This is a genomic window from Hymenobacter sp. ISL-91 (genome assembly GCF_018613725.1).
Classification (GTDB): domain Bacteria; phylum Bacteroidota; class Bacteroidia; order Cytophagales; family Hymenobacteraceae; genus Hymenobacter.
Genome location: NZ_JAGGPS010000036.1, coordinates 51,833 through 77,809, shown reverse-complemented (window position 1 = coordinate 77,809; position 25,977 = coordinate 51,833). Strand labels below are relative to the sequence as shown.

Sequence of the window (25,977 nt, the reverse complement as noted above, 5' to 3'; positions counted from 1 at the left end):
CCTTTATCTGTCTGCGAGTTATGACGCTTTACCTTAATTGAGAACAGCTCCTAGGGCCGGCTAGCGGTTGAAGCCAATACCGACGTATACCTGGAACGCCCCGTTTTTGATGTTGGTGAGGGCGCGGTTGCCGGTTTTGGCGAAGTCCTGGTCTTCAATGATGTCGTTGAAGCCGGCTACGTAGCGGCCTCCTACGCGGGCCGGGCCCACGCGGGCCTCTATGCCAGTGGCTAGGCCGTAGTCGAGGCTTTTGTAAGCGTAGTCGAGTTTGCCGTCTTCATTGGCCAGCTTGCGTTCTACGCCGTTTTCACGCACTTTAGTCAGCAGCGAAACCTGCGGGCCGGCATGGATGCTCACGTTATCGAAAATGTTGAACACCAGCAGCACCGGCACCTGAATGTAATCGAGGCGGGTGTCATAGGCTCCGTTTACATTGGACTTGAGGCCATTATTGCCGGCAAAACCCTGGCGGCTGTAGAGCAGCTCGGGCTGAATAGAGAACTTGTTGCTGAAGCCATACTGGGCATATACGCCAGCGTGGAAGGTATTATAACTTCCTTCGTCGGAGTAGTTCTTCTTGTCGTCGCCGCGGAAATGGGCGGCCGTGAAACCACCTTTAATACCGAAGCCGGTATTGCGCGAATCGGAGCCGCCGGAAGCCGCTGGGTAGTCGGTTGAAGAACGGACACCGTCGGGGCCGGTAGTTTGGGCCAGGGCCGGCACGCTAAGTAGCAGGCCCGTGGCCAGGGTTAGCGGAAGGGTAAGATTTTTCATGGCAGAGAGAGTCGAGAGTAGTAAGTGTGGAACGAGCAGCGCCACTACAGGGCCGGCCGCTTTAGTAGCCCTATACTGCCTCATGCTACGAAGGTTACACTGTGGCAGGGAGGCAAACCCTAATTTTATACACCGGACAACTGGGTTTACCGGGGGGGTGGGCTATCTTTGGCCTCAGCAGCTGCCGCCAGTAGGTGCTGCCGGTAATTATTCAGGGGTGTTAGCTCAGTTGGTTCAGAGCACTACCTCGACAAGGTAGGGGTCATCGGTTCGAGCCCGATACGCCCCACAAAAGCCCGGTAAACCCGGAAATAACCGCCCTTGCCCGGCGGTTATTTTTGTGTTGAGCCAAGAGCGGAAATAGCCACCGCAGCCGACCGGGTGCCGCCGAAGCGCCCCGCCGCCGGTTAACCTACAGTGCCCGTAGTTGCTGTGCCATTGGCCGACATGAGCGCCCCCTTTCCACAGTGTTTCTCTTTTCCAGCTTCGCGCATGCTTTCCATTGCCTGGCACCCCGTGTATGCCCATCCGCTGCCGGCCAGCCACCGCTTTCCCATGCTCAAATACGAGCTGTTGCCCGAGCAGCTGCTACGCGAAGGCACGGTGCCCGAATCGGCCTTTTTCGCGCCCCAGCCGCCACCCGAAGCCGATATTTTGCGCGTGCATGAAGCGGACTATTTCCGCCGCCTGCAGGCTGGCGAACTGACCCGGCAGGAGGAGCGGGCCACCGGCTTTCCGTGGAGCCCCGAACTGATTACCCGCGAAACCACCATTCTGGGCGGTACGCTGGAGTGTGCCCGCCGGGCATTAGCCAGCGGTGGGGTGGCCCTCAATATTGCCGGCGGCACTCACCACGCCTTTCGCGACCGGGGCGAAGGGTTCTGCCTGCTCAACGACCAGGCCGCCGCTGCCGCCTACCTGCTGGCGCACCCCGCCTGGGGCGTACGCCGGGTGCTCATCATCGACCTCGATGTACACCAGGGCAACGGCACGGCCGCTATTTTCGCCCACGAGCCGCGCGTATTCACGCTCAGCGTGCACGGGGCCCGCAATTACCCCCACCGCAAGGAGCAATCAGACCTCGACCTGCCTCTGCCCGACGGCACCGACGACACGGCCTACCTGGCGCTGCTGCGCAATACATTGCCCCGCCTGCTGGCCGAGCACCAGCCCGATTTCGTGTTTTACCTGGCCGGCGTCGATGTGCTGGCCACCGACAAGCTGGGCCACCTGAGCCTGAGCCGCGAAGGCTGCCGCCAGCGCGATGCTTATGTGCTCGGCCTCTGCCACCAGCACAGCCTGCCGGTGGTTGTGTGCATGGGCGGCGGCTATTCACCCAACATCATCGACATCATTGAAGCCCACGCCAACACGTTCCGGGTAGCTGCCGATTTGTGGGGCTGATTTTAGTGCGTAGTCGTTTGTGAACGTCAAAATAACGTCATGCTGAGCTTGCCGAAGCATCCCTACCGGAGCAGTAATCATATGCCACTGCGGTAGAGATGCTTCGGCAAGCTCAGCATGACGTTCTGAGCAGCCAAGCACTAGGCACAAACGACTACGCACTGATAACTAACTGCCACCGAAAGGCCCAGCGCCAGCGCAGGGTGTAGTTCCGGATGCCGGCGGCGGCTAGTAAGCCTTCCAGCTCGGAGCGGGTGAAAGCGCGGGCCACCGACAGCGGCGCATCATGCTGCACGAGGCGCGAGCCGCCCAGCAGCCGCGTGAGCCAGCGTATGCTGTGGTAGGCCAGCGGATGGCGGTGCAGGTCGTTGATGATGACGGCCAGCCCGGCCTGCCGGTGACACTGGGCCAGCATCTGCACTAGCTGCGTATCGGAGAAGTGGTGGCAGAACAGGCTGGCCGTCAGAATGTCGAACGACTGTTGGGCAAAGTCGGGTGCAAATATGTCGGCCTGCTGGAAGCTGATTTCGGGGTAATTCTGGGCCTTGGCGGCGGCGTAGTCGAGCATGAAGCTGTTGGCATCGACCCCCACCAGCTCGACGGGTACCCGGCGGCGGCGGGCCCAGCGGGCCAGCTGGCGGAGCGTGTCGCCGCCGCCGCTGCCCAAATCGGCGATGCGCAGGGGCCGGCCGGCCGGGAAGCGGGGGCGCAGGCGTGCCAGGGCATCGAGCACCGGAGCGTAGCCACCAAGCCAGGTATTCACTGTTTCCAGCTCGTCGAGGTTCTGCCGCAGCTCCTCAGAGGCCAGCGTCAGGTCGTCCATCAACTCCTCCTGGTCCGAGCGGACACGCAAATCAGCCATATAGTTAGCTGTTAGCTAGCAGCTTTTAGCTGATAGCTTTTTGTATGAATCAGTTAGCTAAAAAGCGGATTCCGGGTGGGAAATGGTATGCGTAGCGCTTACGAAGCCAGAAATACGGTTTCGGTCTGCTCAACCGCACGTTCCACATCACCCTCCACATTCTCCGAGGCTACCGTCAGGAGCATGGCTTCCAGGGTGAGACCGGGGCCGAAGGCGAAGCTAAGCACGGGTGCTCCGTTGTCGGCGGCCGTCAGCTCGCTCATCAGCCGGGCCAGCACAAACAGCACCGTTGCCGACGACATGTTGCCGTACTCGCGCAGCACGGCGTAGGCGTAGCGGTTGTCGTGGGCGCTCAGGCCCAGCGCCTGCTCGATGGATTCAAGGATTTTGCGGCCACCCGGATGAATGGCAAACGCCCGGATGTCGGCCAGCTCAACCGGTAAATCGGCCAGCAGGCGCTGGGTAAGCTGCCCGATACCGTCCTGAATCATGCGCGGCACATACGAGGAAAGCGTCATCTCGAAGCCAAAATCGTTGATGTGCCAGGCCATATCGGCGTGGCCGTTGGGCTCCAGGTCGCAGTGGAAGGCCGTGAGAGCCAAGCTGGGCTGGTGCGCGGCCGGTTCGCTCTGCACGAGCACGGCCGCTGCCCCGTCGCCGAACAGGGCGTTCGATACCAGGTGGTCGTCTTCGGGGCTTTTCTGGAAATGCAGCGTGCACAGCTCCACGCATACCACCAGAACCCGTGCCTTAGGGGTGGCCCGGCAGAACGCGTCGGCCAGCTTCAGGCCATTTACGGCCGCGTAGCAGCCCATAAAGTTCACGCAGGTGCGCTGCACATGGCCCGGCAGGCCCAACGCACCCACCAACTCAATATCGAGTCCTGGCGCGTACATGCCGGTGCAGCTTACTGTAATCAGGTGGGTAATCGAGCCGACTTCCACCTCGGGTAGCTGGCTCAGGCAGGCGCGCACGGCCTCTACGGCCAGCGGCAGCGCAAAGCGGCGGTACTCGGCCATGCGCCGGCCCACCGCCGGAAAGGGCTCCAGGCCCGGCGTATTCGGAAAAAACTCAAACTCTCCGTTCACCCGCGCATAGTCGGGCAGCACCGAGTAGCGGTGGGCTATGCCCGAAACCCGGTACAGGGCGCGGAGCTTACGGGTGTCGCGCTCGTCGAGCTCCAGGGCGGCGGCCATAAAGTCGGCAATCTGCGGTTGCGGAATACGGTGGGGCGGATTGGCGGTGCCAATGGCACACAAATAACTACTCATCGGGGCAGTTTACGTAAAAATCGTGCCGCTTGGGTTACAGCTTTATGGTGATAGGACTCGGTAGCGGGCAGAAGGAGTGTAGTGTTGCGGCTCCAACAGCCTAAAACTCGGCTCCATGCGTGCGGCGCATCAGGGCGCGCACGGCCCCGGGCCAGCGGCGCAGGCCACGTACCGCTATTTCGCTGAGCAGGGGCTGGCCAAACAGGCGCTGCACGGCGCGCCCCACCTGTAGCCGTTGGCCAAAATGGATTTGCCAGTCGGTGGTATAAGCGGCCTCCAGCTGCGGGCGGCTCAGGTGGCCCCGCAGAAAGCGGCTCGTGTGGGTGGCGGCTAGGCTGGCCCCATGGATGGCCATGGCCATGCCGTTGCCGCAAAGTGGGGTAATCAGGCCGGCGGCGTCGCCGGCCAGCAGGGCGTGGTGCTCCAGGCAGGTTTTGGGGGCGAACGATATTTCGTTGATAACCTCGGGCTGCGGGTACAGTACCTCGGCCGTTTCCAGAATATGGCGCAGATGGGGGTTGCGGGCCAGCACGTTGGCCTCTAGTTGCGCAATGGTGCCGTGGGCCTTCACATTGCGGCGGGTGGTGAGGTAGCAGAAGCAAAATTTGTCGTCCTCGATGGCCGAAATGCCCGCGTAGCCGTCGGCAAAGTTGTGGAGCGCAATCAGGTCGCGCGGCATATCGGGGTAGCGCAGATGGTACTTCACACCTAGGTAAGGCGAGCGTTGCGTGAAGAAAGGCCGCTGCAGCTGCCGGTCGAGGGCACTACGCTTACCGTAGGTACCGATAACCACGCGGGCCAGCAGACTGCGGCCGTCGGAGAGCAGTACGGCGTGGGTATCGGTGGCCGGGTCGAAGGCCACATCGGCTACGGTGGCGTGCAGCACCGTAACGCCCGCGGCCAGCACTTGGTGGTACAAAAACTCGTCGAGCACGTAGCGGCTGATGCCAAAGCCGCCCAAATCGAGCGGGGCATTCAGCAGTTCGCCGGCCGGCGAGCTAACCTGAAACCGGCTAATGCGGGCCGGGGCCAGCGTGGCCGGGTCGGCTCCGAGCCGGCGCAGGTAGGGCAGCACCTCGTTCGATACATACTCGCCACACACCCGATGGAAGGGGTACTGCCGCCGCTCGACCAGCGTAACGGCGTGGCCGCGCTGCCCCAGGTCGAGGGCCGCACACAGGCCACCCAATCCTCCGCCAATAATGATAACGTCCAACTTATTTCGGCAGCTAAAGGCGTGAGAGAAAACGGATAGTAAATCTATTCATCGACGATGCGTACTATTTTATGGCTTTACCAAAATGAGCGAGTATTTTTGTTAACCTAAATTTCCCCCTGGTCGTTTAGTAATAGTCGACCCGAAACTGTTTCGGGTTCACCTCATTAAGGTACTATATGCTTACACTCCTACGTATTCTTTTGCTGGCTTTGTTAACTAATATAGCCGTACCGGGCTTTCAGGCACCGGCGCAGGCTCAGCCGCCTGGCAAAACACCCACTACCGCCCAGGAAAAGTCCCTGACGGTGTATCCCAACCCCAGCACCGGTATTGTGCACATCAACATCAACGGTTTCGAGGGCCGTAAGCTGGAGTTGCGCGTACTCAACGTCATCGGTACGGTTATGTACCGTGAGTCGCTCACGGAGCTACGCGACCGGTACAGTCGCACCCTCGACCTGAGCAAGTTTGCCAACGGCCTCTACTACGTAAAGCTGGAAGCCGATAACGCCAGTGAGATGCGCAAGCTCGTAATTCGCTAGCATACTGCCTGCTTCTCTTCGGAGGAAACGATAAAAAAAAAGGTCTCTGCCGTAGCAGAGACCTTTTTTTGGCTATACCAGTGACAATTTACCTGTCGTTGCGCACGGGTACGGTTTGGGGCTGAATCATGGCTTTGAGGTTGTCGATGGTATCGAAAGCAAGCAGAGCCGTAGCAAGGGCAATGCCCAGAAAAATCAGGAAGGCGGTCATATAAAAGGGGAGGAAATGAAGAAATAATCCGGCTTGCTACCCCAGTTGGTCCCGAAGGGCCATCTGGTGGCGTTGCCGCACTCATCTCTAACCCGAAACCCCCTGCCTAAGTTGCAGTATAATTATGTGCTTGCCTTTACACATTGGGCCAACGGCGCCTAGGGCCGGTGCTGCCGGTGGTTAGGCCTGAGTCGGAAATTCCTCCTGCAACAGCCGTACTACCTCATCAACTGTAACGCGCACCTGCCCAACAAGCCGCGCCAGCTCAGGCCAGTCGGGCGCCGTAGCGCCGGTGGCCACGGCTTGCAGGGCCACTAACACGGGGCGTAGGCTGATCAGTTGCAGCCCATCGGTGGAGCTTTTGAGGAAGTGGGCCGCTGCCGCCAGTTCGGTGGACTGCCGCTGCCGTAAGTGCTGCTCCAGCCGGGTTACAGCGGGAGGCGTGGTTTCGATAAATAGGGTTACCAGCCGCCGCACAAATACCTCATCGTTGCCCGAGAGGCGGCGTATGGATGCCAGGCTATAGAGCGGCGGCCGGCCGGCCGCTGGAGTAAGCGGTTGGCTGGCGGCTGGTTCGGGGGTAGCCTGCTGGACAGACCGATGGGTATCGGCGGCCGGGGTAAGGCCTAGCAACTCGACCAGAAGGGCAAACAGGGCCTGCTCGCGAAAGGGCTTGGCCAGATAGCCATCGAGGCCGGCAGTTCGGTAGTGCTCGGCGTCGCCGGGCATGGCGTGGGCCGTGAGAGCAACTACGGGCGTGGCCGCGCGGGCCGGGTCGGGGTGCTGGCGTAGCAGCTGTGTGGTGGCCACGCCATCGAGCCCCGGCATCTGGATATCCATGAGCACCACTGCGTAGTGGTGCTGCCGGAACAGGGTCAGCGCCGCATTGCCAGTCGAGGCCGTGTCGACTACCACGCCCCAGCCGCGCAGCATGGTTTGCATAAGCAGCTGGTTTACGGCGTTGTCTTCGGCCAGCAGGATGCGGTAGCCACGCAGCCGCTGGTAGTTGGGGGCTGGCTCCGGCAGCACGGGTGAGGCCACCGGGGCCGGCGCGAGAGGCAGCGTAAAGCGAAACGTACTGCCCCTGCCCAGCTCGCTGCTGGCCGTCAGCTGGCCACCCTGCAGCTCTACCAAGCCCCGCGATATACTCAGCCCCAGCCCCGAGCCGCCAAATTCGCGGGCCGTGCTGGCAGATGCCTGGGTAAAAGGCTCGAACAGGTCGCGCAACTGCTCGGGGGCAATGCCAATGCCCGTATCGAGCACCGAAAACCGATACTGCGGCGCGGAAGAAGTGGGGTTAAAACACTCATAGGTAAGCAGTACTTGCCCCTTCAGCGTAAACTTCACGGCGTTGCCGAGCAGGTTGAGCAATACCTGCCTAAGCCGGTGGGGGTCGCCGAGTACGCGGGCCGGGCCGGCACCGGCGGGCGGCAGCTGCAGGCGCAGACTGATGCCTTTGTCCGCCGCCGCGGGCAGCAGCGCCTGGCAACTGGCCCGCAGCACCTGCTCCAGGTCGAAGGGTACGTGTTCGAGCCGCATCCGGCCCGCGCCCAGCTGGGCCATATCCAGCACGTCGTTGATGAGCACCAGCAGATTATCGGCCGATTCCTGCGCGTGGGTGAGGAGCAGCTGCTGCTCATTGGTAAGCGGCGTTTTGGCCAGCAGCCCGGTAAGCCCCACAATGCCGTTAAGCGGCGTCCGGATTTCGTGGCTCATGTTGGTGAGAAAGTTCTGGCGGGCCTGCGCATTCTGCTCGGCGACCTCCTTGGCTTTCTCCAGTGCCTGCTGGGTATGTTTGAGCTCGGTGATGTCGTTATCTACCCCCAGCACCTGCACGGTGCCGTCGGTGAGCACAAACGGCCGCTTGACCGTCCGAAACCAGCGGATATTGCCTTGGCCATCCGTCAGGGGCGCTTCCTCGTCTATTTCCTGCTCCGAGCTCAGCACCTGCCTGTCCTGGCGGCGGTACTGGGCCATGCTCGGAAAGCGGGCTTCGAGTTCGGGCAGCGTGGCCCGGAGCAGTTCCTGGTGCGAGAGATGGTAAAAGCGGGCGGTGGCTTCGTTGGCCAGCACGTAATTGCCCTTTCTGTCTTTAAGGTAAATCAGATTGGGTACCGTGTCAATCACCTGCCGGAACAGGCGGTTCTGCTCGGCGAGGCGGCGGTTGGCCGAGCGGCGCTGCTCATCGGCTATTTTCCAGCGGGTTATGTCTTCGGCGTTGCTTAGTACCTGCGTAACATAGCCCTGCGCATCGCGGGCATAGGCCGTGCTGGTTAGCCGCAGCCAGCGGGTAGTGCCGGTGGGGTGCTGCATGGTATAGTCGAAGGAAAGCAGCTTGCCATCGGGCAGGGTTTCAGCCTCGCTGTAATGGCGGCGCAGCCCTTCGGCCTCGTTGGTGGGCATCAGCACCTCCAGCACGCGCGGACCCATGGCCCGCAGCTCGGCCGCCGGGTAGCCGAGCTGGGTTTCGGCAACACGGTTGCAGTAATGTAGGCTGCTGGACGGGAGGTCGAAGACGAATATAAAACTCGGCAGCGCGTCGTAGAGGTGGGTGGCGGCTTCGGCCCGCTCGGTAGCGGCCGCCAGCTGCTGGCGCAGGCGTTCCAGCTGCTGGCGGGCTTGCCGGAGTTGCCGGGCCTGCTGCCGATACCGGATAGAATCCATGGGAAATGAAGCTGATGAAAACCAGTTGCTGCCAACCGGCATCGGCCAGCGCCGGGCGGGCGGTTCGGCCACTACGGGTACGGTAAGGTAGGCAACTGTTGGTGCGCGGCTTGCCTAGGGTAACTGTACCTCTCCGTTCTGCAGCATGCGGTAGAGGTGGATTTACCGATTTGCAGCTGCGCGGCTGCCTGCAGAATGTTGCCGTTGTAGCGGTTGAGGCAGTGCTGTACAATGGCCGTCGTCTGGGCCCGCAACGACTCGTCGGCCGGCAGCACGCCGCCTGCAGTATCGGGGGTGGGGTGGGGGCTGCGCAGCGGCAGGTCGGTGGCGGTAATCGTGCCGTTTTCGGCCAGCACGGCTGCCAGCTCTACCAAGGCCTTCAGCTCGCGCACGTTGCCCGGAAACGAGTAGCGCAGCAGCTTCTGCCGGGCTTCCTCCGAAAGTGTGCAGGCCACCAAGCTGTTCTGCTGGCAAAATTCCTGCAGAAACCCTTCGGCCAGCAGCAGCACATCCTCGCCCCGCTCGCGTAGCGGGGGCAGCTCGATGGGCAGACCCAGCAGGCGGTAGTACAGGTCTTCCCGAAACCGGCCTTCGCGCACTTCGCGGGCTAGGTCGCAGTGCGTGGCCACCATCAGGCGGGCGTCGAAGGGAATAGCGCCGTTGCCACCCACCCGGCTTACCTCGCGCTCCTGCAGCACCCGCAGCAGCTTGGCCTGCAGGCTCAAATCCAGCTCGGCTACCTCATCCAAAAACAGCGTGCCCCGGTGCGCCTCCTCAAACCGGCCCACGCGGCGGGCCACTGCTCCGGTAAAGGCGCCCTTTTCGTGGCCAAACAGCTCGCTTTCCAGCAACTCGCGCGGAATGGCGGCCACGTTTACGGCTACAAAGGCTGCCTCGCGCCGGTCGGAACCGTAGTGAATAGCCTTGGCCACCAGCTCTTTGCCGGTGCCGGTTTCGCCCACAATGGATACCGTGATGTTGGTGCGGGCAGCCTTATCGATGAGGGTGAACAGCTGGCGCATGGCCGGGCTTTGGCCCCGGATGGCCCGCCGCGCATCGTATTTCTGGCCGATCTGCTTACGGAGCTGGGTGTTTTCGCGGCGCAGGGCCAGCTGCTGCACAATATTGCCCACCGTAAACCAGAGCCGGTCGGCCGTTTCTTCATCTTTCACCAAGTACTCGTAGGCACCCTGCTTCAGCAGGCCAACGGCCGTACGAATATCCTCCTGGGCCGAAATAACGATTACGGCTACCTCGGGCAGGCGCTCCTTCAGCCGGCGTAGCACCTCATCGCCCCGGCCATCGGGCAAGGTATAATCAAGCGTGATAATGTCGGGCGGCTCGCTCAGGCTGTCGAGGCACGACTGGGCAGTGGCAAAGCGACGGACAACGTAATCGGGGTTTTGCGTCAGCTTGTAGGCCAGCAACTCGGCGTACCAGTCGTTGTCTTCAACAATAAAAATTGAAATAGAAGTAGAACTCATACGCAGGGGGGAAGGCTGAGATACGCTCGGGCTGCAAGGTGCTGGAAACCAGCGGCAGTATGAGCGTATTCCAATCTTGGGAAGGTTGTTTTCAGGGAAGTAGGAGAGCAAAGCAATTATAAGTGCGAGTATAAGCGGGAATAGCCGGCTTACCAAAAATTCCCGGTTAGAGACGGTTTTTCCCGTATTGGAACAATAAGTAAAAGTTACAATGGCCTTAATATATTGATAGTCAAAGGACAAGGCAGCAAAAGAAGGATTGGCCGGGTAGTTGGCATAAGCAAGCAAGCAAGCAAGCCTGCATACGCATGGCTGTCAACTTTTTACTTACTGCTTATGTCTGCTCTCTACTCATTCGGTACCTGGCGCGGCAGTCGCCTGCTGGTACTGCTGGCCGCGCTTCTGCTCGCGGCCGTTCAAACTGTTTCGGCGGCCAGTGCGCCTATCTACTCGGCAAACGGTGCTAGTGTCGCACGACAGTGCTTAGGTAATCTGTGTTTTGGAAGTGTGACCAGCCCTAACAACGCAGCTGACAATGATTTTCAGACTGCTGCTACCATCAATGTGCCGGTTGCTCTAAGATTGTTTGGTGTATTAGCTGGCACCAATGTAAAGCTTCGTATGAATATGGCGAAGGAAGTCCCCAAAAACTATAGAGCTGGTGTAGTAGTACGCCGCAATGGCGGACTACTGAGCTTGGTAAATATCAACTTAGCGAGTGGGTTTCGACTGCGTACCTTTTTAGGATCAGAGGAAAAGGAGTCAGTAGCAGTAGGCTCTACATTAGTGCAAGCCGTATTGCTTAAAGAGAATGAGGGAGTACGTTTTGAATTCATCGCCTCTGAGCCATTCGACAAAATAGAGTTGGAAGCTGGAGCACTCCTCTCGTTGGGCTATAGCCTCGATGTGCTGTACGCCTACGCCATTGATGCCAACGTAATCGACAAAACGGATGGGTTGGTCACGCGCTTCGACAGCCCTTCGACGGCCAACTATAGCACCGAGGTAAAGGACGACAACGGCCTTAGCGTATGCGTGAACAGCGGAGTAAGCAACCCGGAAAATACCGTTGATAACGACCTGACCAATTTTGCAACGTTCAATGCTTTGGTTGGTGTAAGCTGCCCCAATACGCTGCAAACCCAGCTCGAAGCTCCGGCCCCAGCCGGCTATGTGGCGGGTTTCGTGCTGGGCTCGGGCACTGTGCTCAACGCAAGCGTGCTCGATAACCTGCGCATTACCACGTACCAGGGCGGTGTAAAGCAGGAGCAGGCCAGCGGCCAGGGCCTTCTGCAACTGGAGGTGCTGCCCGATGGCCAGTCGGTGGTACGTTTTACCTCTACCAAGCCCTTCGACCGGGTAGAGCTGCAGCGCACCAGCGTGGTAGACCTGCTCAATAATCTGCGGGTATACTACGGTTTCGGTGTAACACCCAGCACCTTCCGCGACCAGGAGCCCCGGCTTTCGTTGTTCAAAAATCCGGATAACAACTTTCAGGAGCGCGACCCTGCAAACCTCATCAGCAATCCGGAGTTAGCGGCCGACAACAGCCTGACGGGCAACTTTGCCACCGTAGGTAGCCTATTGCAAGTGCTTACCGCCCCCCGCCTGAAGCTGCGCCTCGATGCACCCGGTAAAGCAGGTAACCTGGCTGGCGTACGGCTGGGTTTGGGCACCGGTTTGGTTGATGCTAATGTGCTTTCCAACATTACCATCAGAACGTACAGCGGCGCAAATGGCGGTACGCTGGTCGAAACGGCTACGGGCAGCAGTCTGCTTGATCTGGAGTTGCTGGCGGGCGGGCAGTTTGAAACGACTTTCCTGACCACCCGCGACTTTGACTGGGTGGAAGTTGAGCTGGCTACTGGTGTGGCGGTGCTGAATGATGCCCGCATCTACTACGCCTTTGCCGAAGACCGGCCCACTGGTTTCCCGACCCTCATCGTAGTGCCCAGCGGCCCGCTACCCGTGCAACTGACGGCCTTTGGAGCGCGCGCCAACGGTCTTGCTGTTGAGGTGAGCTGGGAAACGGCTACTGAACTGAACAGCGCCTACTTTGAGGTAGAGCGCTCGGCACAGGCCGGCCGTGGCTTTGTCTCTGTAGGACGGCAGCAGGCCGCTGGCAACAGCGACAACAAACGGGCCTACACTCTCACCGATGCCGCTGCGGCTCAGCTCCCGGCCGGCTTACTTTACTACCGCCTCCGCCAGGTCGACCTCGATGGAACCGAAACCTATTCGGCGGTGGTAGCCGTAACGCGCCGGCCGGTTGCCGGGGCACTGGCACTATACCCCAATCCGGCTCCGGCGGGCAGCCAGTTGCGTATCGGAAGGCTTTCGGGGCTGCCCGAGGGAGGCTACGAATTGTTGCTTTACTCTATGCAGGGTGCCTTGGTAAGCCGGCAGCCGCTGCGCAATGCCACGGAAGTAACGGTTCCCAACCTGGGAGCCGGCGTGTATCAGGCTGTTGTGAACGATGCCGCCGGCCGTCTGGTAGGCCGGCAGCGGTTGGTGCTCACGCAGGGCCGCTAAGCTGGCGGTTGGCCCGGGTTGCCGGGCTGGCGCGCAAGTTTTATGGAGGGTGTACTATTCGTTTGATGGCTATGAAAGCCGGAAAGCTCCGTTGGTTGCAGGCCAGCGGGGCTTTTCGCGTTGTTGGCAGTGGATAGTAGGGGTGTTGGGCGGGGGCTATATGATAACCTAGCGGTAACATTGCTATTCGCATGATGCGCCAACTTTGTGTTCCTCAACCATCTTCCACCTTTTCACAACCATCTCATGTCGCGTATCCTTTCCCGCATGCTGGGCCTGGCCCTGCTCACTGGCTTGGCAGCTTCCTGCTCCAAAGAAACTGTGGAACCCGCCAGCCCCACCAGTGGCTCGCAAGTGGCCGATGCTGCCACGGCTACCCGCGACAACCACCTGGCCCTGGGCAACCCCAGCGGCGCCCAAACCAATACCAGCTTCTACTGGAACTACCTTCTCAACAAGTCCCAGTTCAGCATGTCGTACCACCGCGACCGGGGTACGCCCAACTGGGTAAGCTGGCACCTGAGCAGCGCCTGGCTCGGCAGCACCCCGCGCCAGGACAATTTCGCTTCCGACAACTCGTTGCCCAGCGGCTGGTACCGCGTTACCAGCCGCAGCTACACAGGTTCGGGGTTCGATCGGGGCCACAACGCCCCTTCGGCCGACCGCACCGGCTCGGTGGCCGATAATTCGGCGACTTTCCTGATGACCAACATGATGCCCCAGGCTCCCAACAACAACCAGCGGGCCTGGGCCAACCTGGAGAACTATTGCCGCACGCTCGTAAATGCAGGCAACGAACTCTACATCATTGCCGGTAGCTATGGCAAGGGCGGCACCGGCTCGGCCGGCTACAAAACCACCCTCGACCAGGGGCGCGTAACCGTACCAGCCCGTTGCTGGAAAGTAGTGGTAGTACTGCCCGTAGGCACCAACGATGCGGCCCGCGTAACGAGTAGCACCCGGGTTATTGCCATCGACACCCCGAACGATAACAGCCTCAGCACCACCTGGAGTACTTACCGCACCAGCGTGAATGCCATTGAGCAGGCCACCGGCTACGATCTGCTTTCGGCCGTAGCAGCCAGCGTACAAACAACCATTGAAGCCAAGGTAGACAACGGTCCTACCAGCTGAGGCAGCGTAGGGAGTTAAGCAAAAAGAGCAGGCCGCATTTAGTGCAGCCTGCTCTTTTTGCTTAACTCCCTACGCTGCTGGCTATTGGGCCCCCACCTGTTCATCGGCCACGCCTACATGGTCGTTGGTGGGTTGGCTGTTCATAAAGGAGCGGAACGACATGGCGGCTTCGCTGGCCAGCGAAGTAGCCTGGGCACCCACCCGACGGTCGTTAAAGGTTTTAGCGTTGCTGCGGCTGGTCCGCAACTCGGCCTGGTATTCTTCCAGCGGTACTTTCTGAGAAGGCGATGCCGGGTCGGGTACTACCTCAAACGAACCAATCTGGTAGCTGTAGCCGTTGTCGGTGGCCTGGAAACGGAAGGTGAATAGAACGGTCAGGCGCTGATCCTGGCCGCGGGCGTCTACTGGCTTCAATGTGCCGGTGCCCGTAACCCGAATGGTTGATTTGGTGGGGTCGGCTACCAGGGCGGTGGTGGGCGCGTAAACGAACTTGTTTTCGGCCCAGCTGAGAGCCCGGGTGTAAAGGGCGCTACGGCCGGCACCTTCCGCTGCCACCTGCTCGGTGTAGCTTACCGGAACGGGGGCCTGCGCACGTACCGTATAGGACAACGCGAGAGAGCTCACCACTAAAAGTGGAAGTAGTACTTTTTTCATAGCTGCAAGTAGAAAAGAAAGAACAAAGGGCTCAAAAATGCGTCTCTGACAAAGTTAGACGACTACCCGGTTTTACCAAGAAATGGGCCTGTTATAATTATGTTAATATGTTCGGATGGTTGCCGACTGGCCGAAATAGTAGTGTAACCAACTTGATTTTTACCCACTAGGCTATCCGAGTTTTCTATCTGACTTGCGGGGTGCAGACGCAGTGGTAATACACCAGCCCGAATTGGAATAATAGCAGGATATAACTGAAGGAGCAAGAAGCTTTTTTACTCTTATATAGTACGGGAACGTCAGTTGTAAATTTTCAAAATTGTACTATGCCGATGCACTGGTTTTTGATATACTGTTTCTAACACCAAAATAGAGGGCAAAGGTACGATGCTATAGGCTATTAGGAGAAATAAAATTTAGGCTTTGATTGGTTTGATTAACAAATAGATAGGTGTCATTGACTTACAGGTTTACTAAGCGGCAGATCAAACTTCGCAACAATTTGATAACATAAGGGTGATATTAAAAAAAACTTGCGAGTGTAAAACAAATTGGTACTTTTGCATCGTGCTTCAGCTAAATCAACATTCCCTGATGAAGCGCGGGACCGAGCGAAACGCCGTCCTGCGAGATGACCGGAAGGCCATTTCCTCCGGTTTTTCTGCTGTTGATTCGTTTGTTTTCTGGCTTTTTCGCCTTTCACCGCTTCGGTTTTTGAAGCGGTTTTTTTATGCCCGGCCCACTCGGCTGGTAACAGCCGGCAAAGCGCCTGACCCCGATTTTTCTTCCTTTTTTCACCCATACTGGCACCCACCCCACATGAACGACAACACTACCCTGGCCCAGCAGATGGTAGCTGCCGCTCCTGCTGCCACTCAGGAATGGAACCCAGGCACGGGCTCCAAACGTGACTCCTGTACCGGCGTGGGCATGGCTCGGGTGGCCCGGTTCATCCTCGGTCAGACCGACATCCGCGACTGCGTACCCTTCCTCATCAACCGCGAAAACGTCATCTAGCCTTCCTTTCCAGCAAGCGCCCGGTCATTGGCCGGGCGTTTTGCTTTGTGTCAGCGCTCAGCATGACGTTTTTCTAACCGATAACTAACTTACAGCTATGCAACTCGGAACGCTCACTTTACAGAACCCCGTGTGCCTGGCAGCTGCTCCGTGGCAGCTGGCGGGCCAAGGGTACGAACGGCTGGGCGCCATCTTCACCCGCACCGTGACGATGGAGCCGCAGCCCGGCCATTACGAGGAAGGCATCTGGCAGGTAGCCGACCAAACGCTGCTCAATGCCAGCAACATGCGCACCGAAAGCGCCGAGATTCTGGTGCAGGAATTCCTGCCCGGTCTGCGCCGCTTCGGCGTGCCGGTACTGGTGAGCATCACGGCCCCCGGCGTGCCGGGATTCCGCAAAATTGCCCGGTTTCTGGCCCGCGAAGTCGGCAGCCTGATTGCGGGCGTGGAGGTGTACCTGACCCAGCCCGACACCGCGGGCGGCGAGGCGCTGACGGCCGGTTTTGTGCGCGAGGCCACCCAAGCCGTGCGCGACGAACTGGGCCCCAGCGCCGCCGTAATAGTAAAGCTGCCACCCTGGCCCGAGCATATCCGCGGGCTGGCCCTCGGCGCTCAGCAGGGCGGGGCCGATGCCGTGGCCGCCACCAACCTGCTCAAAGCCCTGCACCTGCCCGATGATGCTAGTGCCGCCCCCATAGCCGGTGGTATTTCGGGCGAGGCGCTGCGGCCAGTGGCCCTGCGCTGCGTGTGGGAGCTGGCCCACGACGAGCGGCTGACGCTGCCCGTGTTCGGTACCGGCGGCATTTTCACGGCCGGCCATGTAACCGACTACCTGCGCTGCGGGGCGGCAGCCGTACAAATCGGCAGCGGCGAGTGGCTGGAACCCGGCCTCTCGGCGAGGTTGGCGGCGGAGTGCAGTTTTAATATGCGTAATGTGGAGAATGTGAGAATGTGCCGGGATGCAGTAAACTGAGTCCTGTCAATTAAAAGAAGCCTCACATTCAACCAGAACCGCACATTTTCCACATGCTGCATAGTACTCACATTCTCTTTTCGCTCTTATGAAAAAGCTTCTTCAGCGTATTCAAACGGCCAACTCACTGCTGTGCGTGGGCCTCGACCCGGTGGGTGACGACGCCCAGGTAGCCCGGCGGCTGGCCGAAGTCGTGGACCAGACCAGTCCGTTTGCCGCCGCCTTTAAGCCCAACCTCGCCTTCTTCCTGAGCCGCGAAAACGGCGTGCAACTGCTGCGCGACACCGTGCAGCGGATTCCGAAGGATATTCCGGTGATTCTGGACGGTAAGTTCGGCGACATTTCCAGCACGGCCGAGCACTACGCCCGCTTCGCCTACGACGTGGTGGGGGCCGATGCCGTAACGGTGAACCCCTACATGGGCGACGACGCGGTGCGGCCCTTCGTGCGGGAGGGCAAAATGGTGTTTGTGTTGTCGAAAACCAGCAATAAGTCGCAATATTCGATGCAGAACATGGCCCTGACCCGCGGCGGCTCGCTGGCCCACGGCGTAGCCACGGTGGCCTGCCAACTTGATGCCGAAATTGGCGGCATCGGCCTCGTGGTGGGTGCCACTTACCCCGGCGCGCTGGCCGATGTGCGGGCTATCTGCCCCGAGCAGTGGTTTCTGGTGCCCGGCGTGGGTGCCCAGGGAGGCGACCTGGCCGCCACGCTCCGCGCCGGTCTGCGCCCCGACGGTGCCGGTCTGCTCATCAATACCTCCCGCGCCCTCTGGCAGGCCGACGACGCGGCGGCTACGGCCCGCGAGCTGGTGGCGCAAATCAACGAGCTACGGGCCGTGGGGGTGTAATGAAGCGAACCCGAAACGTCATGCAGAGCGGAGCGAAGCATCTCGCGTGCTGACGTTGTAATAATATCCCAGCACGAGCACGCGAGATGCTTCGCTCCGCTCTGCATGACGTTCTTTTCTGCCGTTCAACAAATCTGCCTTTCCCATTGACTTCCTCTCCCCAACCCACCCTCACCCCCGAAACCCTGGAGCAGCAACTGCTGCAGGAAGAAGCGCTGCTGCGCGGGCACTTCCGGCTGTCGTCGGGGCTGCATTCGGACACTTACGTGCAGTGTGCCCGGTTTCTGCGGCGGCCCGAGCTGGCCGCGCCGGCCGCCGCCGAGCTGGCCCGCCAGATTCAGGCGGCTGGTTTCGCGCCCGATGTGGTGGTGGGGCCGGCCATGGGCGGCGTGGTGATGGGCTACGAATTGGCCCGGCAGCTGGGCGTGCCCGGCATCTTCACCGAGCGCGACGAAAACGGCCAGATGAGTCTGCGCCGCGGCTTTACCATTGAGCCGGGTCAGCAGATTATCATTGCCGAAGACGTGGTGACTACCGGCAAGAGCACCAACGAAGTAGCCCGGCTGCTGACCGAGTTGGGCGGGAAAGTTTTGGCCGTGGCGAGTTTAATTGACCGCACGGGTGGCAATGCTGCGCTGAATTTTCCGAACTTTGCCCTGCTGCCGGTCACGGCGGCCACCTACGCACCCGACGATTGTCCGCTTTGCCGGGCAGGCGTTCCGGTGGTGAAACCTGGCAGTCGGCCGGAAAAAGCGTTTTCTTAAACCTACCGCGGCGGCAACCGGCCCGGCGGCAAGGCATTTTCGGCGTACCCCCGCGTGGGGTAGGCTCCCCACGGTGGCCCTTGCGGAGCCTCGGCGTGGCACCGAAAAATAGATAACACCCCTTCTTTTGGAAGCTACCCAGAGAACTATTCAGCTGCTGCTCCGGCCCGACCAACACGACGGGGAGGGCCAGCGCATCGCCGAGGCTGCCCGCCGCCACCTGGGCCTGCACACCGGCCGCGTGCAAAGCACCGCCCTTTACACGGTGCGCTACCCCCTGAGCGACCAGCAGCTGCGCGACTTCGCCACCCGCTGCCTCCAGGACCCGGTGCTGCACGAAGTAGCCTTCGACGAGTTCCGCTACGGCCCTGGATACAAAAGCTACATTCTGGTGGCCAAGCTGCCCGGCGTGACCGACGACGAGGGCATATCGGCCCAGAACGCGCTGGGCGACCTGCTCAACGAGCCGCTCGACACCCACACCCAGCATATTTTCAGCAAGCGGCTTTACTTTCTGGAAGAAGCCCTGCCCGAAGCCGACCTGCGCCGGCTGGCTCAGGAGCTGCTGGGCAACAAGCAAATCAACCGCTTCGAAACCGGCCCCCTCACCGATGGCATCCGCGACTACACACCGCGGCCCGGTGGCGGGGCCGAGCCCATTACGGAAACCGTGCCACTGGCCGGCCTCTCCGACGAGCAGCTGGTGCAGCTCTCGAAGGATAATCTGTACGCCCTCAACCTGGAGGAAATGCAGACCGTGCGCGACCATTACGCCGGCATGCAGGCCCAGCGCACGGCCGCCGGGCTGCCCACCGACCCCACGGATTGCGAGCTGGAAATTATTGCCCAAACCTGGTCGGAGCACTGCAAACACAAGGAATTCGCGGCCCTGATTAACTACCGCGACCTGGACACAGGCGAGGCCTTCGAGGTCGATTCGTTGTTCAAAACCTACATCAAAGACGCCACCGCCGAAGTAGACCGCCAGCTGCGGGCCAATGGCAACGACTGGCTGATAAAGGTGTTCTCCGACAACGCCGGGGCCGTGCGCATCAACCCCGATTCGCTGTTTGTCTGGAAGGTCGAAACCCACAACTCGCCCTCGGCCATCGACCCTTACGGCGGGGCCATTACGGGCATTCTGGGCAACAACCGCGACCCGCTGGCCACTGGCATCGGGGGCGCGCGGCTGCTGTTCAACACCAACGTGCTGTGCTTCGGCAACCCCGAGTTCGATGGCACTTTGCTGAGCAATCAGCTGCACCCGCGCCGCATTTTTGAGGGCGTGCGCAAGGGCATTGAGGACGGCGGCAACAAGTCGGGCGTGCCCACCGTGAACGGCAGCATCGTGTTTGACGACCGGTACGCCGGCAAGCCGCTGGTGTACTGTGGCACCGGGGCCGTGCTGCCCATGCAGCTGGCCGGCCTCGATTCGTGGGAAAAGCACATTGAGCCCCAGGACCGCATCATCATGGCCGGCGGCCGGGTGGGCAAAGACGGCATCCACGGCGCTACGTTTTCGTCGATTGAGCTGGACGAAACCTCGCCCGCCACGGCCGTGCAGATTGGCTCGCCCATCACCCAGAAGCTGGCTATGGATTTCCTGCTGCTGGCCACCCGCCGCGGCCTCATCCGCTGCAGCACCGATAACGGCGCGGGCGGCCTCTCGTCGAGCATCGGCGAGCTGGCCACCATCTCGGGTGGCGCGGTGGTGGAGCTGGCCGACGTGCCGCTCAAGTATCCGGGTCTGCGCCCCTGGGAAATCTTTGTTTCGGAGTCGCAGGAGCGGTTTACGCTGGCTGTCGAACCCGCCAAACTAGATGAGCTGCTGGCCCTGGGCCGCGAGATGGAAGTGGAGCTGACCGACATTGGTTACTTCACCGCCAACGGCTACCTCGACGTACGCTTCGCCGATAAGCCGGTGGCCTATATTAATATGGACTTCCTGCACGACGGTGTGCCGCGTAAGGTGCTGGAGGCCGAGTGGAGCAAGCCGACGCTGAACGAGCCCGCGCTGCCCGCCACCACCGAGTATACCAGCATCCTCACCCGGCTGCTCGGTAGCCTCAACATCTGCTCCCGCGAGTCGGTGATTCGGCAGTATGACCACGAGGTGAAGGGCCGCACCATCATTAAGCCCCTGATGGGTGCGACGGGGCAGGCGCCCCAGGATGCGGCGGTGGTGCGCTTCAACTTTGAGAGCTGGGAAGGCGTGGCCGTGAGCAACGGTATTCTGCCCCGCTTCGGTGATTTGGACCCCTACGCCATGTCGGCGGGCTCGTTTGATGAGGCCGTGCGCCAGATTGTGGCGGTGGGAGGGAAGCTGCCCAACCTGCGCTACGGCGACGGCAACTTCTGGTCCGTCAACGACAACTTCTGCGTGCCCGATTCGGTGTACGACCCCGCCAGCAACCCCGACGGCAAGTTCAAGCTGGCAAAACTGGTGCGCATGGCCCAGGCCCTGCGCGACGCCACGGCCGCCTACTGCATCCCGCTCACGAGCGGCAAGGACTCGATGAAGAACGACTTCAAGGCCGACGGTGTGAAGATTTCGGTGCCGCCCACGGTGCTGTATTCGATGACCGCCAAAATCGAGGATGTCCGCCGCACCATCACTTCCGACTTCAAGCAGCAAGGCGACGTGGTATACCTGCTGGGCGAAACCTACGACGAGCTAGGCGGCTCGGAGTTCTACCAGCTTTTCGGCGAGCTGGGCGCCAACGTACCGCAAGTGCGTTTCGACGCCGCCAAGGCACTCTACATATTAATAGGAGAGGCCAACGACCAGAACCTGATTCAGAGCTGCCACGATTTATCGGATGGCGGGCTGGCCGTGGCGTTGGCTGAGGCCACGTTCGGCTACGGCTTTGGCGCCGAAGTGGAGCTGCCCGACGGCCTGCCGGTGCATGTGCAGCTGTTTTCGGAGTCGCACTCGCGCTTCGTGGCCACGGTGGCGCCCGAAGACGTAGTGGCGTTCGAGCAACACTTCGGCCACCGCGCCACCCGCCTGGGCCGCGTAACATCCGACGGCCAGCTGACGGTGCGCCATGCGGGCCAGCCGGTTATTGCCGCCGACTGCGCCGCCCTGCGCCACGAGTGGACCAACGGCCCGGTAAACCGGATTATCGGCTTCGGCCAGCACGAAACCGCGCAGTAGTACTCATGGAAGACGACCAGCAACAACCAGATCAGCACCCAAATCTGCCTGACCTGAACCTGCCCCCACGCCCCCGGCCCGAGGACCCCGGCTACGAAATGGTGGACGGCGACGGCAACATTCTGCTGCCCGGCTACAAAAGCGTCGATGGCGGCCACGAGTCTAACGAGCCGCTGAAAAGCAGCCCGGAAGCACAGCCTGGCAACTCGCAACTGACAACCGACAACGCCAAGGTTCAGGCGCTCATTCTGACCGGCTTTGGTATCAACTGCGAGGAAGAATTTGCGGCGGCTTACCGGCTGGCGGGCGCCGAGGCCACCGTGGTGCACCTCAATCAGGTGCTGCACGGCCACGTCAGCATCCACGACTACGACATCCTCAACTTCCCCGGCGGCTTCTCGTTCGGCGACGATTTGGGCTCGGGCGTGGTGCTGGCCAACAAGCTGCGCTACCGCAAAAATGACCAGGGCCGCACGCTGCTCGACGATATCCGGGAGTTCGTGGCCGGTGGCAAGCACGTGCTCGGCATCTGCAACGGCTTCCAGGTGCTGGTGAAACTGGGCCTGCTGCCCGACCTGGCCGGTACCGTGACGCCTGAAGTAACGCTGACCCACAATGCCTCGGGCCGCTACGAAGACCGGTGGGTGCGCCTGCAAGTCAACCCGAAAAGCAACACGCCTTTCCTGCGCGGCCTCGACACGCTGGAAGTGCCCGTGCGCCACGGTGAGGGCCGCCTGCTCATCGGCAGCCCCGCAACGGCCGCCGCCATCGAAGCCCGGGGCCTCAACTGCCTCAGCTACCTCGATGAGGCCGGCGCGCCCACGGCCAACTACCCGCACAACCCTAACGGTGCCGACCTGCACTGCGCCGGCCTGACCGACACCACCGGCCGCGTGTTCGGCCTGATGCCCCATCCCGAAGCGTTCCTCTCCTTATATAACCACCCCGACTGGGCCCGCCGCAAACGCGCTAACCCGGACCTGAGCGAGGATGGTGACGGACTGAAGCTGTTCCGGAATATCGTGGAGCACGTGGCCTCGTTGCCTCACCCCCCGACCCCCTCTCCAGGGGGAGAGGGGGAGCCTGGCGCTGAAGAGTTAGGCAACCGGCCACGATTGACTGCAGATAAAAAGCAGTGGTTTGAGCGACTGAAATCCTTTAGTGGAGAAATGCGGCGCGAGCCCACTCCAGCCGAAGATGTCCTTTGGCAGGCGTTGCGAAACCGGCAGCTAGATGACGCCAAATTTCGGCGGCAACATGCCATCGGAAAATTCATTGTAGACTTCATCTGTACCCAACACAACCTGATTGTAGAGGTGGACGGTGAGGTACATGACGAAACCGGGCAAGCTGAATACGATACTGGTCGCACCTACGAGCTGGAGGGCGTAGGCTACCATGTACTTCGCTTTACCAATGGTCAGGTACTTCACCAGCTGCCTACTGTGTTGCAAAAAATCAGCGAAGCTCTCCTCCAGCATTCTTTAAAGAACTAATGTCGTCTGGCACCCCCTCTCCCCCTGGAGAGGGGGCCGGGGGGTGAGGCAACCAACCGAACGAACTCATCAACGCTCCACTACATGAACACGCTCGACCACTTCGCCACTCCCCAGCTGGAACTGTTGCACCGCGGCAAAGTGCGCGACTCGTACCGGGCACCCTCGGGCGAGCGGCTGCTGGTGGTAACCGACCGGCTGTCGGCCTTCGACTCGGTGCTCGATACGCCCGTGGCCTACAAGGGGGCGGTGCTGAACGGGCTGGCCGCGTTCTGGTTTGATAAAACGAAGCACATCGTGCCCAACCACGTAATCAAGCTGCTCGACCCCAACGTGACGCTGGCCCACGAGGCCGAGCCGATTCGGGTGGAGATGATTGTGCGCAACTACATTACCGGCTCGATGCTGCGCGGCTACCAGCAGGGCCAGCGTACGTTCTCGGGCGTAACGGTGCCCGACGGCCTGACCAAGCACCAGCAGTTCCCGGAGCCCATCGTCACGCCTACTACCAAAGAGGAATCGGACCGCGAGATTACGCCCGAGAGCCTGGTGAGCGAAGGGTGGGTGTCGGCCGACTTGTACGAGCAGATGCGGGTAAAGGCCCTGGAGCTGTTCAATTTCGCCTCCGAGTGGATGGCCGAGCGGGGCATCATCTTGGTGGATACCAAGTATGAGTTCGGCTTGCTCGATGGGCAGCTGATTCTGATAGACGAAATCCACACGCCCGACTCGTCGCGGTTCTGGAGCGCCGACGACTACGCCAAGAGCCCCGAAGCCGTGGAGCAGATGGACAAGGAATACGTGCGCCAGTGGCTCATCGCCAATAAGCAGGACGGCCAGTACCCGCGCGCCCTTACGCCCGAAGTGGCCGCCGAAGCTACCCGCCGCTACCTCGACATCTACGAGCGCATAACCGGCGCGCCGCTGTCCATAGCCGACGAAACTACCGGCGACGTGCGCACCCGCCTCGTGGGCAACCTCGTGCGGGCCGGTATTATGAAGGATGAAAGTGAATCTTAAGCGAAAACGAATTTGACAGCTCCTAAACCCATAGTTCTTCTCGGCGGCGGGGCCCGCGAGCATGCCCTGGCCTGGAAACTCACCCAGGACGGGGGCACCGTGCACGTGCTGCCCGGCAACGCCGGCATCCCCAACAGCCACCCCGACATCAGCGCCCTCGACTTCCCGGCCATCAAGCAGTTTTGCGAAGAACACGACGCCAAGCTCGTTGTGGTGGGCCCCGAAGCCCCGCTGGCGGCCGGCGTCACCGACTACTTCGCCGGCTCCGATATTCGGGTGTTTGGGCCAGGCCGTGCGGGCGCTACGCTGGAAAGCTCGAAGGTGTGGAGCAAGAACTTCATGCGCCGCCACGGCGTGGCTACCGCCATGTCGTGGCAGTTTCGCTCCGACAAGCTGGCCGAAGCCCGCGCCAAAGCGGCCGAGCTGGATGGGCAGGTAGTAGTGAAGTTCGACGGGCTGGCGGCCGGCAAGGGCGTGTACGTGTGCTCTTCCGTAGAAGAAGCCCATGCGGCGCTGGATGACCTGGAGGCCCAGCACAGCGGCTGGTTCAGCTTTCTGCTCGAAGAAAAGCTCAGCGGCCCCGAAATCAGCATCATCGGCATCACTGACGGCAACCGCATCCGCCTGCTCAGCCCCTCCCAGGACCACAAGCAGCTGCTGGCCGGCGACCAGGGTCCCAACACCGGCGGCATGGGCGCCTACTGCCCGGTGCCCTTCGCCGACGACAACATCCTGGCCGCCATCCGCACCCAGATTATCGACCCCACGCTGGAAGGTATTCAGGCCGAACAGTTTGATTTCAAGGGCTTCCTGTACTTCGGCATCATGCTCACGCCCCAGGGCCCCAAGCTGCTCGAATACAACGCCCGCCTCGGCGACCCCGAGGCCGAAGTGCTGCTGCCCGCCCTGCAAAGCAGCCTGCTGGAGCTCATCGAAGCCGCCCTCGACGGCACGCTGGCCCAGACTACCGTGCGTCAGCGCCCCGGCCATTACGTGGGCGTGGTGCTGGCCTCGGGTGGCTATCCGGCCAGTGGTTTTGCCACCGGCTTCCCCATCACGGGCCTTACCGAGCTGCACCCCGGCATCCTGGCGTTTCATGGGGCCACCCGCCGCAACGAAGCGGGCGAGCTGACGACCAACGGCGGCCGGGTGCTGGTGCTGGTGGGCCACGGCGCCACGCTGGAAGACGCCGTGCAGTACGTGTACCGCGAAGCGGCCCGGGTCACTTTCCAGGATATGTACTTCCGCCCTGATATCGGCCAACGGCCGGAACCCGTCCTTGCAAACAACTGGTAACCATAGCGCCCCCAAGGCCCGGCTGGCCATCCTGCTTTCGGGCCGGGGCTCGAACATGGTGGCGCTGGTAACGGCCGCCCAGACGGGCCTGCTGCGCGATTTGGCCGAGGTGGCGGTAGTGTTCAGCAACCACCCCGAGGCGCCCGGCCTGGCCACGGCCGCCGCGCTGGCCTGCCCCACGGCCAGCCTCAGCAGCCAGGGCCGGAAGCGCGCCGACTACGACGCCGAGGTGGTGGAAATTCTGCGCCAATACCAGCCCGATTACGTGGTGCTGGCAGGCTACATGCGCATTCTCTCGCCCACGTTTGTGCGCGCCTTTGCGGGCCGCATCCTCAACATTCACCCCGCCGATACGCACCAGCATCAGGGCCTGCACGCTTATGAATGGGCCTTTGATAATCAGCTGGTTGAAACCAAAATAACGGTGCATCTGGTTGATGAAGGGCTGGACACCGGCCCCATTCTGGCCCAGCAAACCGTAGACCTGCGCGGAGCCGAAACCCTGGCCGAAGTCGAGCGCCGCGGGCTGCTGGCCGAGCACCAGCTGTACCCCCAAACCTTAGCGGCTTTGCTGCGCAAAGAGGTAAAGATTGAGTAGTGAGATGGTAGTTTTCTCTATCATCTCACTACTCAATACCCACTACTCAATACTA

General features: G+C 61.0%; 21 protein-coding genes and 1 tRNA gene. 14 read left to right on the top strand and 8 right to left on the bottom strand.

Going from position 1 to position 25,977, the window contains the following annotated elements; genetic code table 11:
- Window positions 1-60: 60 nt before the first annotated feature.
- A complete protein-coding gene (locus J7E24_RS14135; protein ID WP_215138800.1) occupies window positions 61-774 on the bottom strand; it encodes a porin family protein in 714 nt (237 codons plus the stop codon).
- 214 nt (window positions 775-988) lie between these two features.
- On the opposite strand from J7E24_RS14135, the gene J7E24_RS14130 reads away from it, so the two are divergent.
- Window positions 989-1,063, top strand: a tRNA-Val gene (locus tag J7E24_RS14130).
- A gap of 203 nt (window positions 1,064-1,266) precedes the next feature.
- Window positions 1,267-2,178, top strand: a complete 912-nt coding sequence (locus J7E24_RS14125; RefSeq protein WP_215138799.1) for a histone deacetylase — start codon at window positions 1,267-1,269, stop codon at window positions 2,176-2,178.
- A 154-nt stretch (window positions 2,179-2,332) separates the two neighbouring features.
- Here the strand turns inward: J7E24_RS14125 and J7E24_RS14120 are convergent, their stop codons facing one another.
- The 3 genes from J7E24_RS14120 to J7E24_RS14110 all read right to left on the bottom strand — a co-directional run bounded on the left by J7E24_RS14120 (window position 2,333) and on the right by J7E24_RS14110 (window position 5,527).
- Window positions 2,333-3,040: a methyltransferase domain-containing protein gene (locus tag J7E24_RS14120; RefSeq protein WP_215138798.1), complete on the bottom strand. Its 708-nt coding sequence runs from the start codon at window positions 3,038-3,040 to the stop codon at window positions 2,333-2,335.
- Window positions 3,041-3,138: 98 nt separating this feature from the next.
- Window positions 3,139-4,311 carry a type III polyketide synthase gene (locus J7E24_RS14115; protein ID WP_215138797.1) on the bottom strand — a complete coding sequence of 391 codons (1,173 nt, stop codon included), beginning with the start codon at window positions 4,309-4,311 and terminating at the stop codon, window positions 3,139-3,141.
- A gap of 100 nt (window positions 4,312-4,411) precedes the next feature.
- On the bottom strand, window positions 4,412-5,527 hold the full coding sequence (locus J7E24_RS14110; RefSeq protein ID WP_215138796.1) for an NAD(P)/FAD-dependent oxidoreductase: 1,116 nt from the start codon (window positions 5,525-5,527) through the stop codon (window positions 4,412-4,414).
- Between the two features lie 179 nt (window positions 5,528-5,706).
- On the opposite strand from J7E24_RS14110, the gene J7E24_RS14105 reads away from it, so the two are divergent.
- A complete protein-coding gene (locus J7E24_RS14105) occupies window positions 5,707-6,072 on the top strand; it encodes a T9SS type A sorting domain-containing protein (protein WP_215138795.1) in 366 nt (121 codons plus the stop codon).
- Window positions 6,073-6,160: 88 nt separating this feature from the next.
- Here J7E24_RS14105 and J7E24_RS17800 read toward each other — a convergent pair whose 3' ends face one another.
- The 3 genes from J7E24_RS17800 to J7E24_RS14095 form a co-directional block, all read right to left on the bottom strand.
- Complete coding sequence (locus tag J7E24_RS17800; protein WP_262898877.1) at window positions 6,161-6,283, bottom strand: hypothetical protein; 123 nt, start codon at window positions 6,281-6,283, stop codon at window positions 6,161-6,163.
- A 180-nt stretch (window positions 6,284-6,463) separates the two neighbouring features.
- Window positions 6,464-8,947, bottom strand: a complete 2,484-nt coding sequence (locus J7E24_RS14100) for a PAS domain-containing hybrid sensor histidine kinase/response regulator (protein WP_215138794.1) — start codon at window positions 8,945-8,947, stop codon at window positions 6,464-6,466.
- 71 nt (window positions 8,948-9,018) lie between these two features.
- A complete protein-coding gene (locus tag J7E24_RS14095) occupies window positions 9,019-10,431 on the bottom strand; it encodes a sigma-54 dependent transcriptional regulator (protein WP_317195661.1) in 1,413 nt (470 codons plus the stop codon).
- Window positions 10,432-11,295: 864 nt separating this feature from the next.
- On the opposite strand from J7E24_RS14095, the gene J7E24_RS14090 reads away from it, so the two are divergent.
- The gene (locus tag J7E24_RS14090; protein ID WP_215138793.1) at window positions 11,296-12,963 is read left to right on the top strand and encodes a T9SS type A sorting domain-containing protein; all 1,668 of its coding nucleotides are present in this window, start codon (window positions 11,296-11,298) and stop codon (window positions 12,961-12,963) included.
- Between the two features lie 246 nt (window positions 12,964-13,209).
- Window positions 13,210-14,097: a DNA/RNA non-specific endonuclease gene (locus tag J7E24_RS14085; protein ID WP_215138792.1), complete on the top strand. Its 888-nt coding sequence runs from the start codon at window positions 13,210-13,212 to the stop codon at window positions 14,095-14,097.
- 81 nt (window positions 14,098-14,178) lie between these two features.
- On the opposite strand, the gene J7E24_RS14080 is transcribed toward J7E24_RS14085, so the two are convergent.
- The gene (locus tag J7E24_RS14080) at window positions 14,179-14,721 is read right to left on the bottom strand and encodes a DUF4468 domain-containing protein (RefSeq protein WP_215138791.1); all 543 of its coding nucleotides are present in this window, start codon (window positions 14,719-14,721) and stop codon (window positions 14,179-14,181) included.
- A gap of 849 nt (window positions 14,722-15,570) precedes the next feature.
- Here J7E24_RS14080 and J7E24_RS14075 point away from each other — a divergent pair.
- From J7E24_RS14075 to purN, 9 genes are all read left to right on the top strand, one after another.
- Window positions 15,571-15,768 carry a hypothetical protein gene (locus J7E24_RS14075; RefSeq protein WP_215138790.1) on the top strand — a complete coding sequence of 66 codons (198 nt, stop codon included), beginning with the start codon at window positions 15,571-15,573 and terminating at the stop codon, window positions 15,766-15,768.
- Window positions 15,769-15,865: 97 nt separating this feature from the next.
- Complete coding sequence (locus J7E24_RS14070) at window positions 15,866-16,741, top strand: dihydroorotate dehydrogenase (protein ID WP_215138789.1); 876 nt, start codon at window positions 15,866-15,868, stop codon at window positions 16,739-16,741.
- An 88-nt stretch (window positions 16,742-16,829) separates the two neighbouring features.
- The gene (gene pyrF / locus J7E24_RS14065) at window positions 16,830-17,591 is read left to right on the top strand and encodes an orotidine-5'-phosphate decarboxylase (RefSeq protein WP_215138788.1); all 762 of its coding nucleotides are present in this window, start codon (window positions 16,830-16,832) and stop codon (window positions 17,589-17,591) included.
- Between the two features lie 146 nt (window positions 17,592-17,737).
- Window positions 17,738-18,355, top strand: a complete 618-nt coding sequence (pyrE, locus tag J7E24_RS14060; protein WP_215138787.1) for an orotate phosphoribosyltransferase — start codon at window positions 17,738-17,740, stop codon at window positions 18,353-18,355.
- 127 nt (window positions 18,356-18,482) lie between these two features.
- Window positions 18,483-21,512 carry a phosphoribosylformylglycinamidine synthase subunit PurL gene (locus J7E24_RS14055; RefSeq protein WP_215138786.1) on the top strand — a complete coding sequence of 1,010 codons (3,030 nt, stop codon included), beginning with the start codon at window positions 18,483-18,485 and terminating at the stop codon, window positions 21,510-21,512.
- A gap of 5 nt (window positions 21,513-21,517) precedes the next feature.
- Complete coding sequence (locus tag J7E24_RS14050; RefSeq protein WP_215138785.1) at window positions 21,518-23,008, top strand: phosphoribosylformylglycinamidine synthase subunit PurQ; 1,491 nt, start codon at window positions 21,518-21,520, stop codon at window positions 23,006-23,008.
- Window positions 23,009-23,092: 84 nt separating this feature from the next.
- Window positions 23,093-24,028, top strand: a complete 936-nt coding sequence (locus tag J7E24_RS14045; protein WP_215138784.1) for a phosphoribosylaminoimidazolesuccinocarboxamide synthase — start codon at window positions 23,093-23,095, stop codon at window positions 24,026-24,028.
- A 12-nt stretch (window positions 24,029-24,040) separates the two neighbouring features.
- Window positions 24,041-25,324 carry a phosphoribosylamine--glycine ligase gene (gene purD, locus J7E24_RS14040; protein ID WP_215138783.1) on the top strand — a complete coding sequence of 428 codons (1,284 nt, stop codon included), beginning with the start codon at window positions 24,041-24,043 and terminating at the stop codon, window positions 25,322-25,324.
- Window positions 25,308-25,922 (top strand): phosphoribosylglycinamide formyltransferase, encoded by a 615-nt coding sequence (gene purN / locus J7E24_RS14035; RefSeq protein WP_251047205.1) that lies wholly within the window; start codon window positions 25,308-25,310, stop codon window positions 25,920-25,922. Before purD ends, purN begins: the two co-directional genes overlap by 17 nt.
- Window positions 25,923-25,977: the final 55 nt, after the last annotated feature.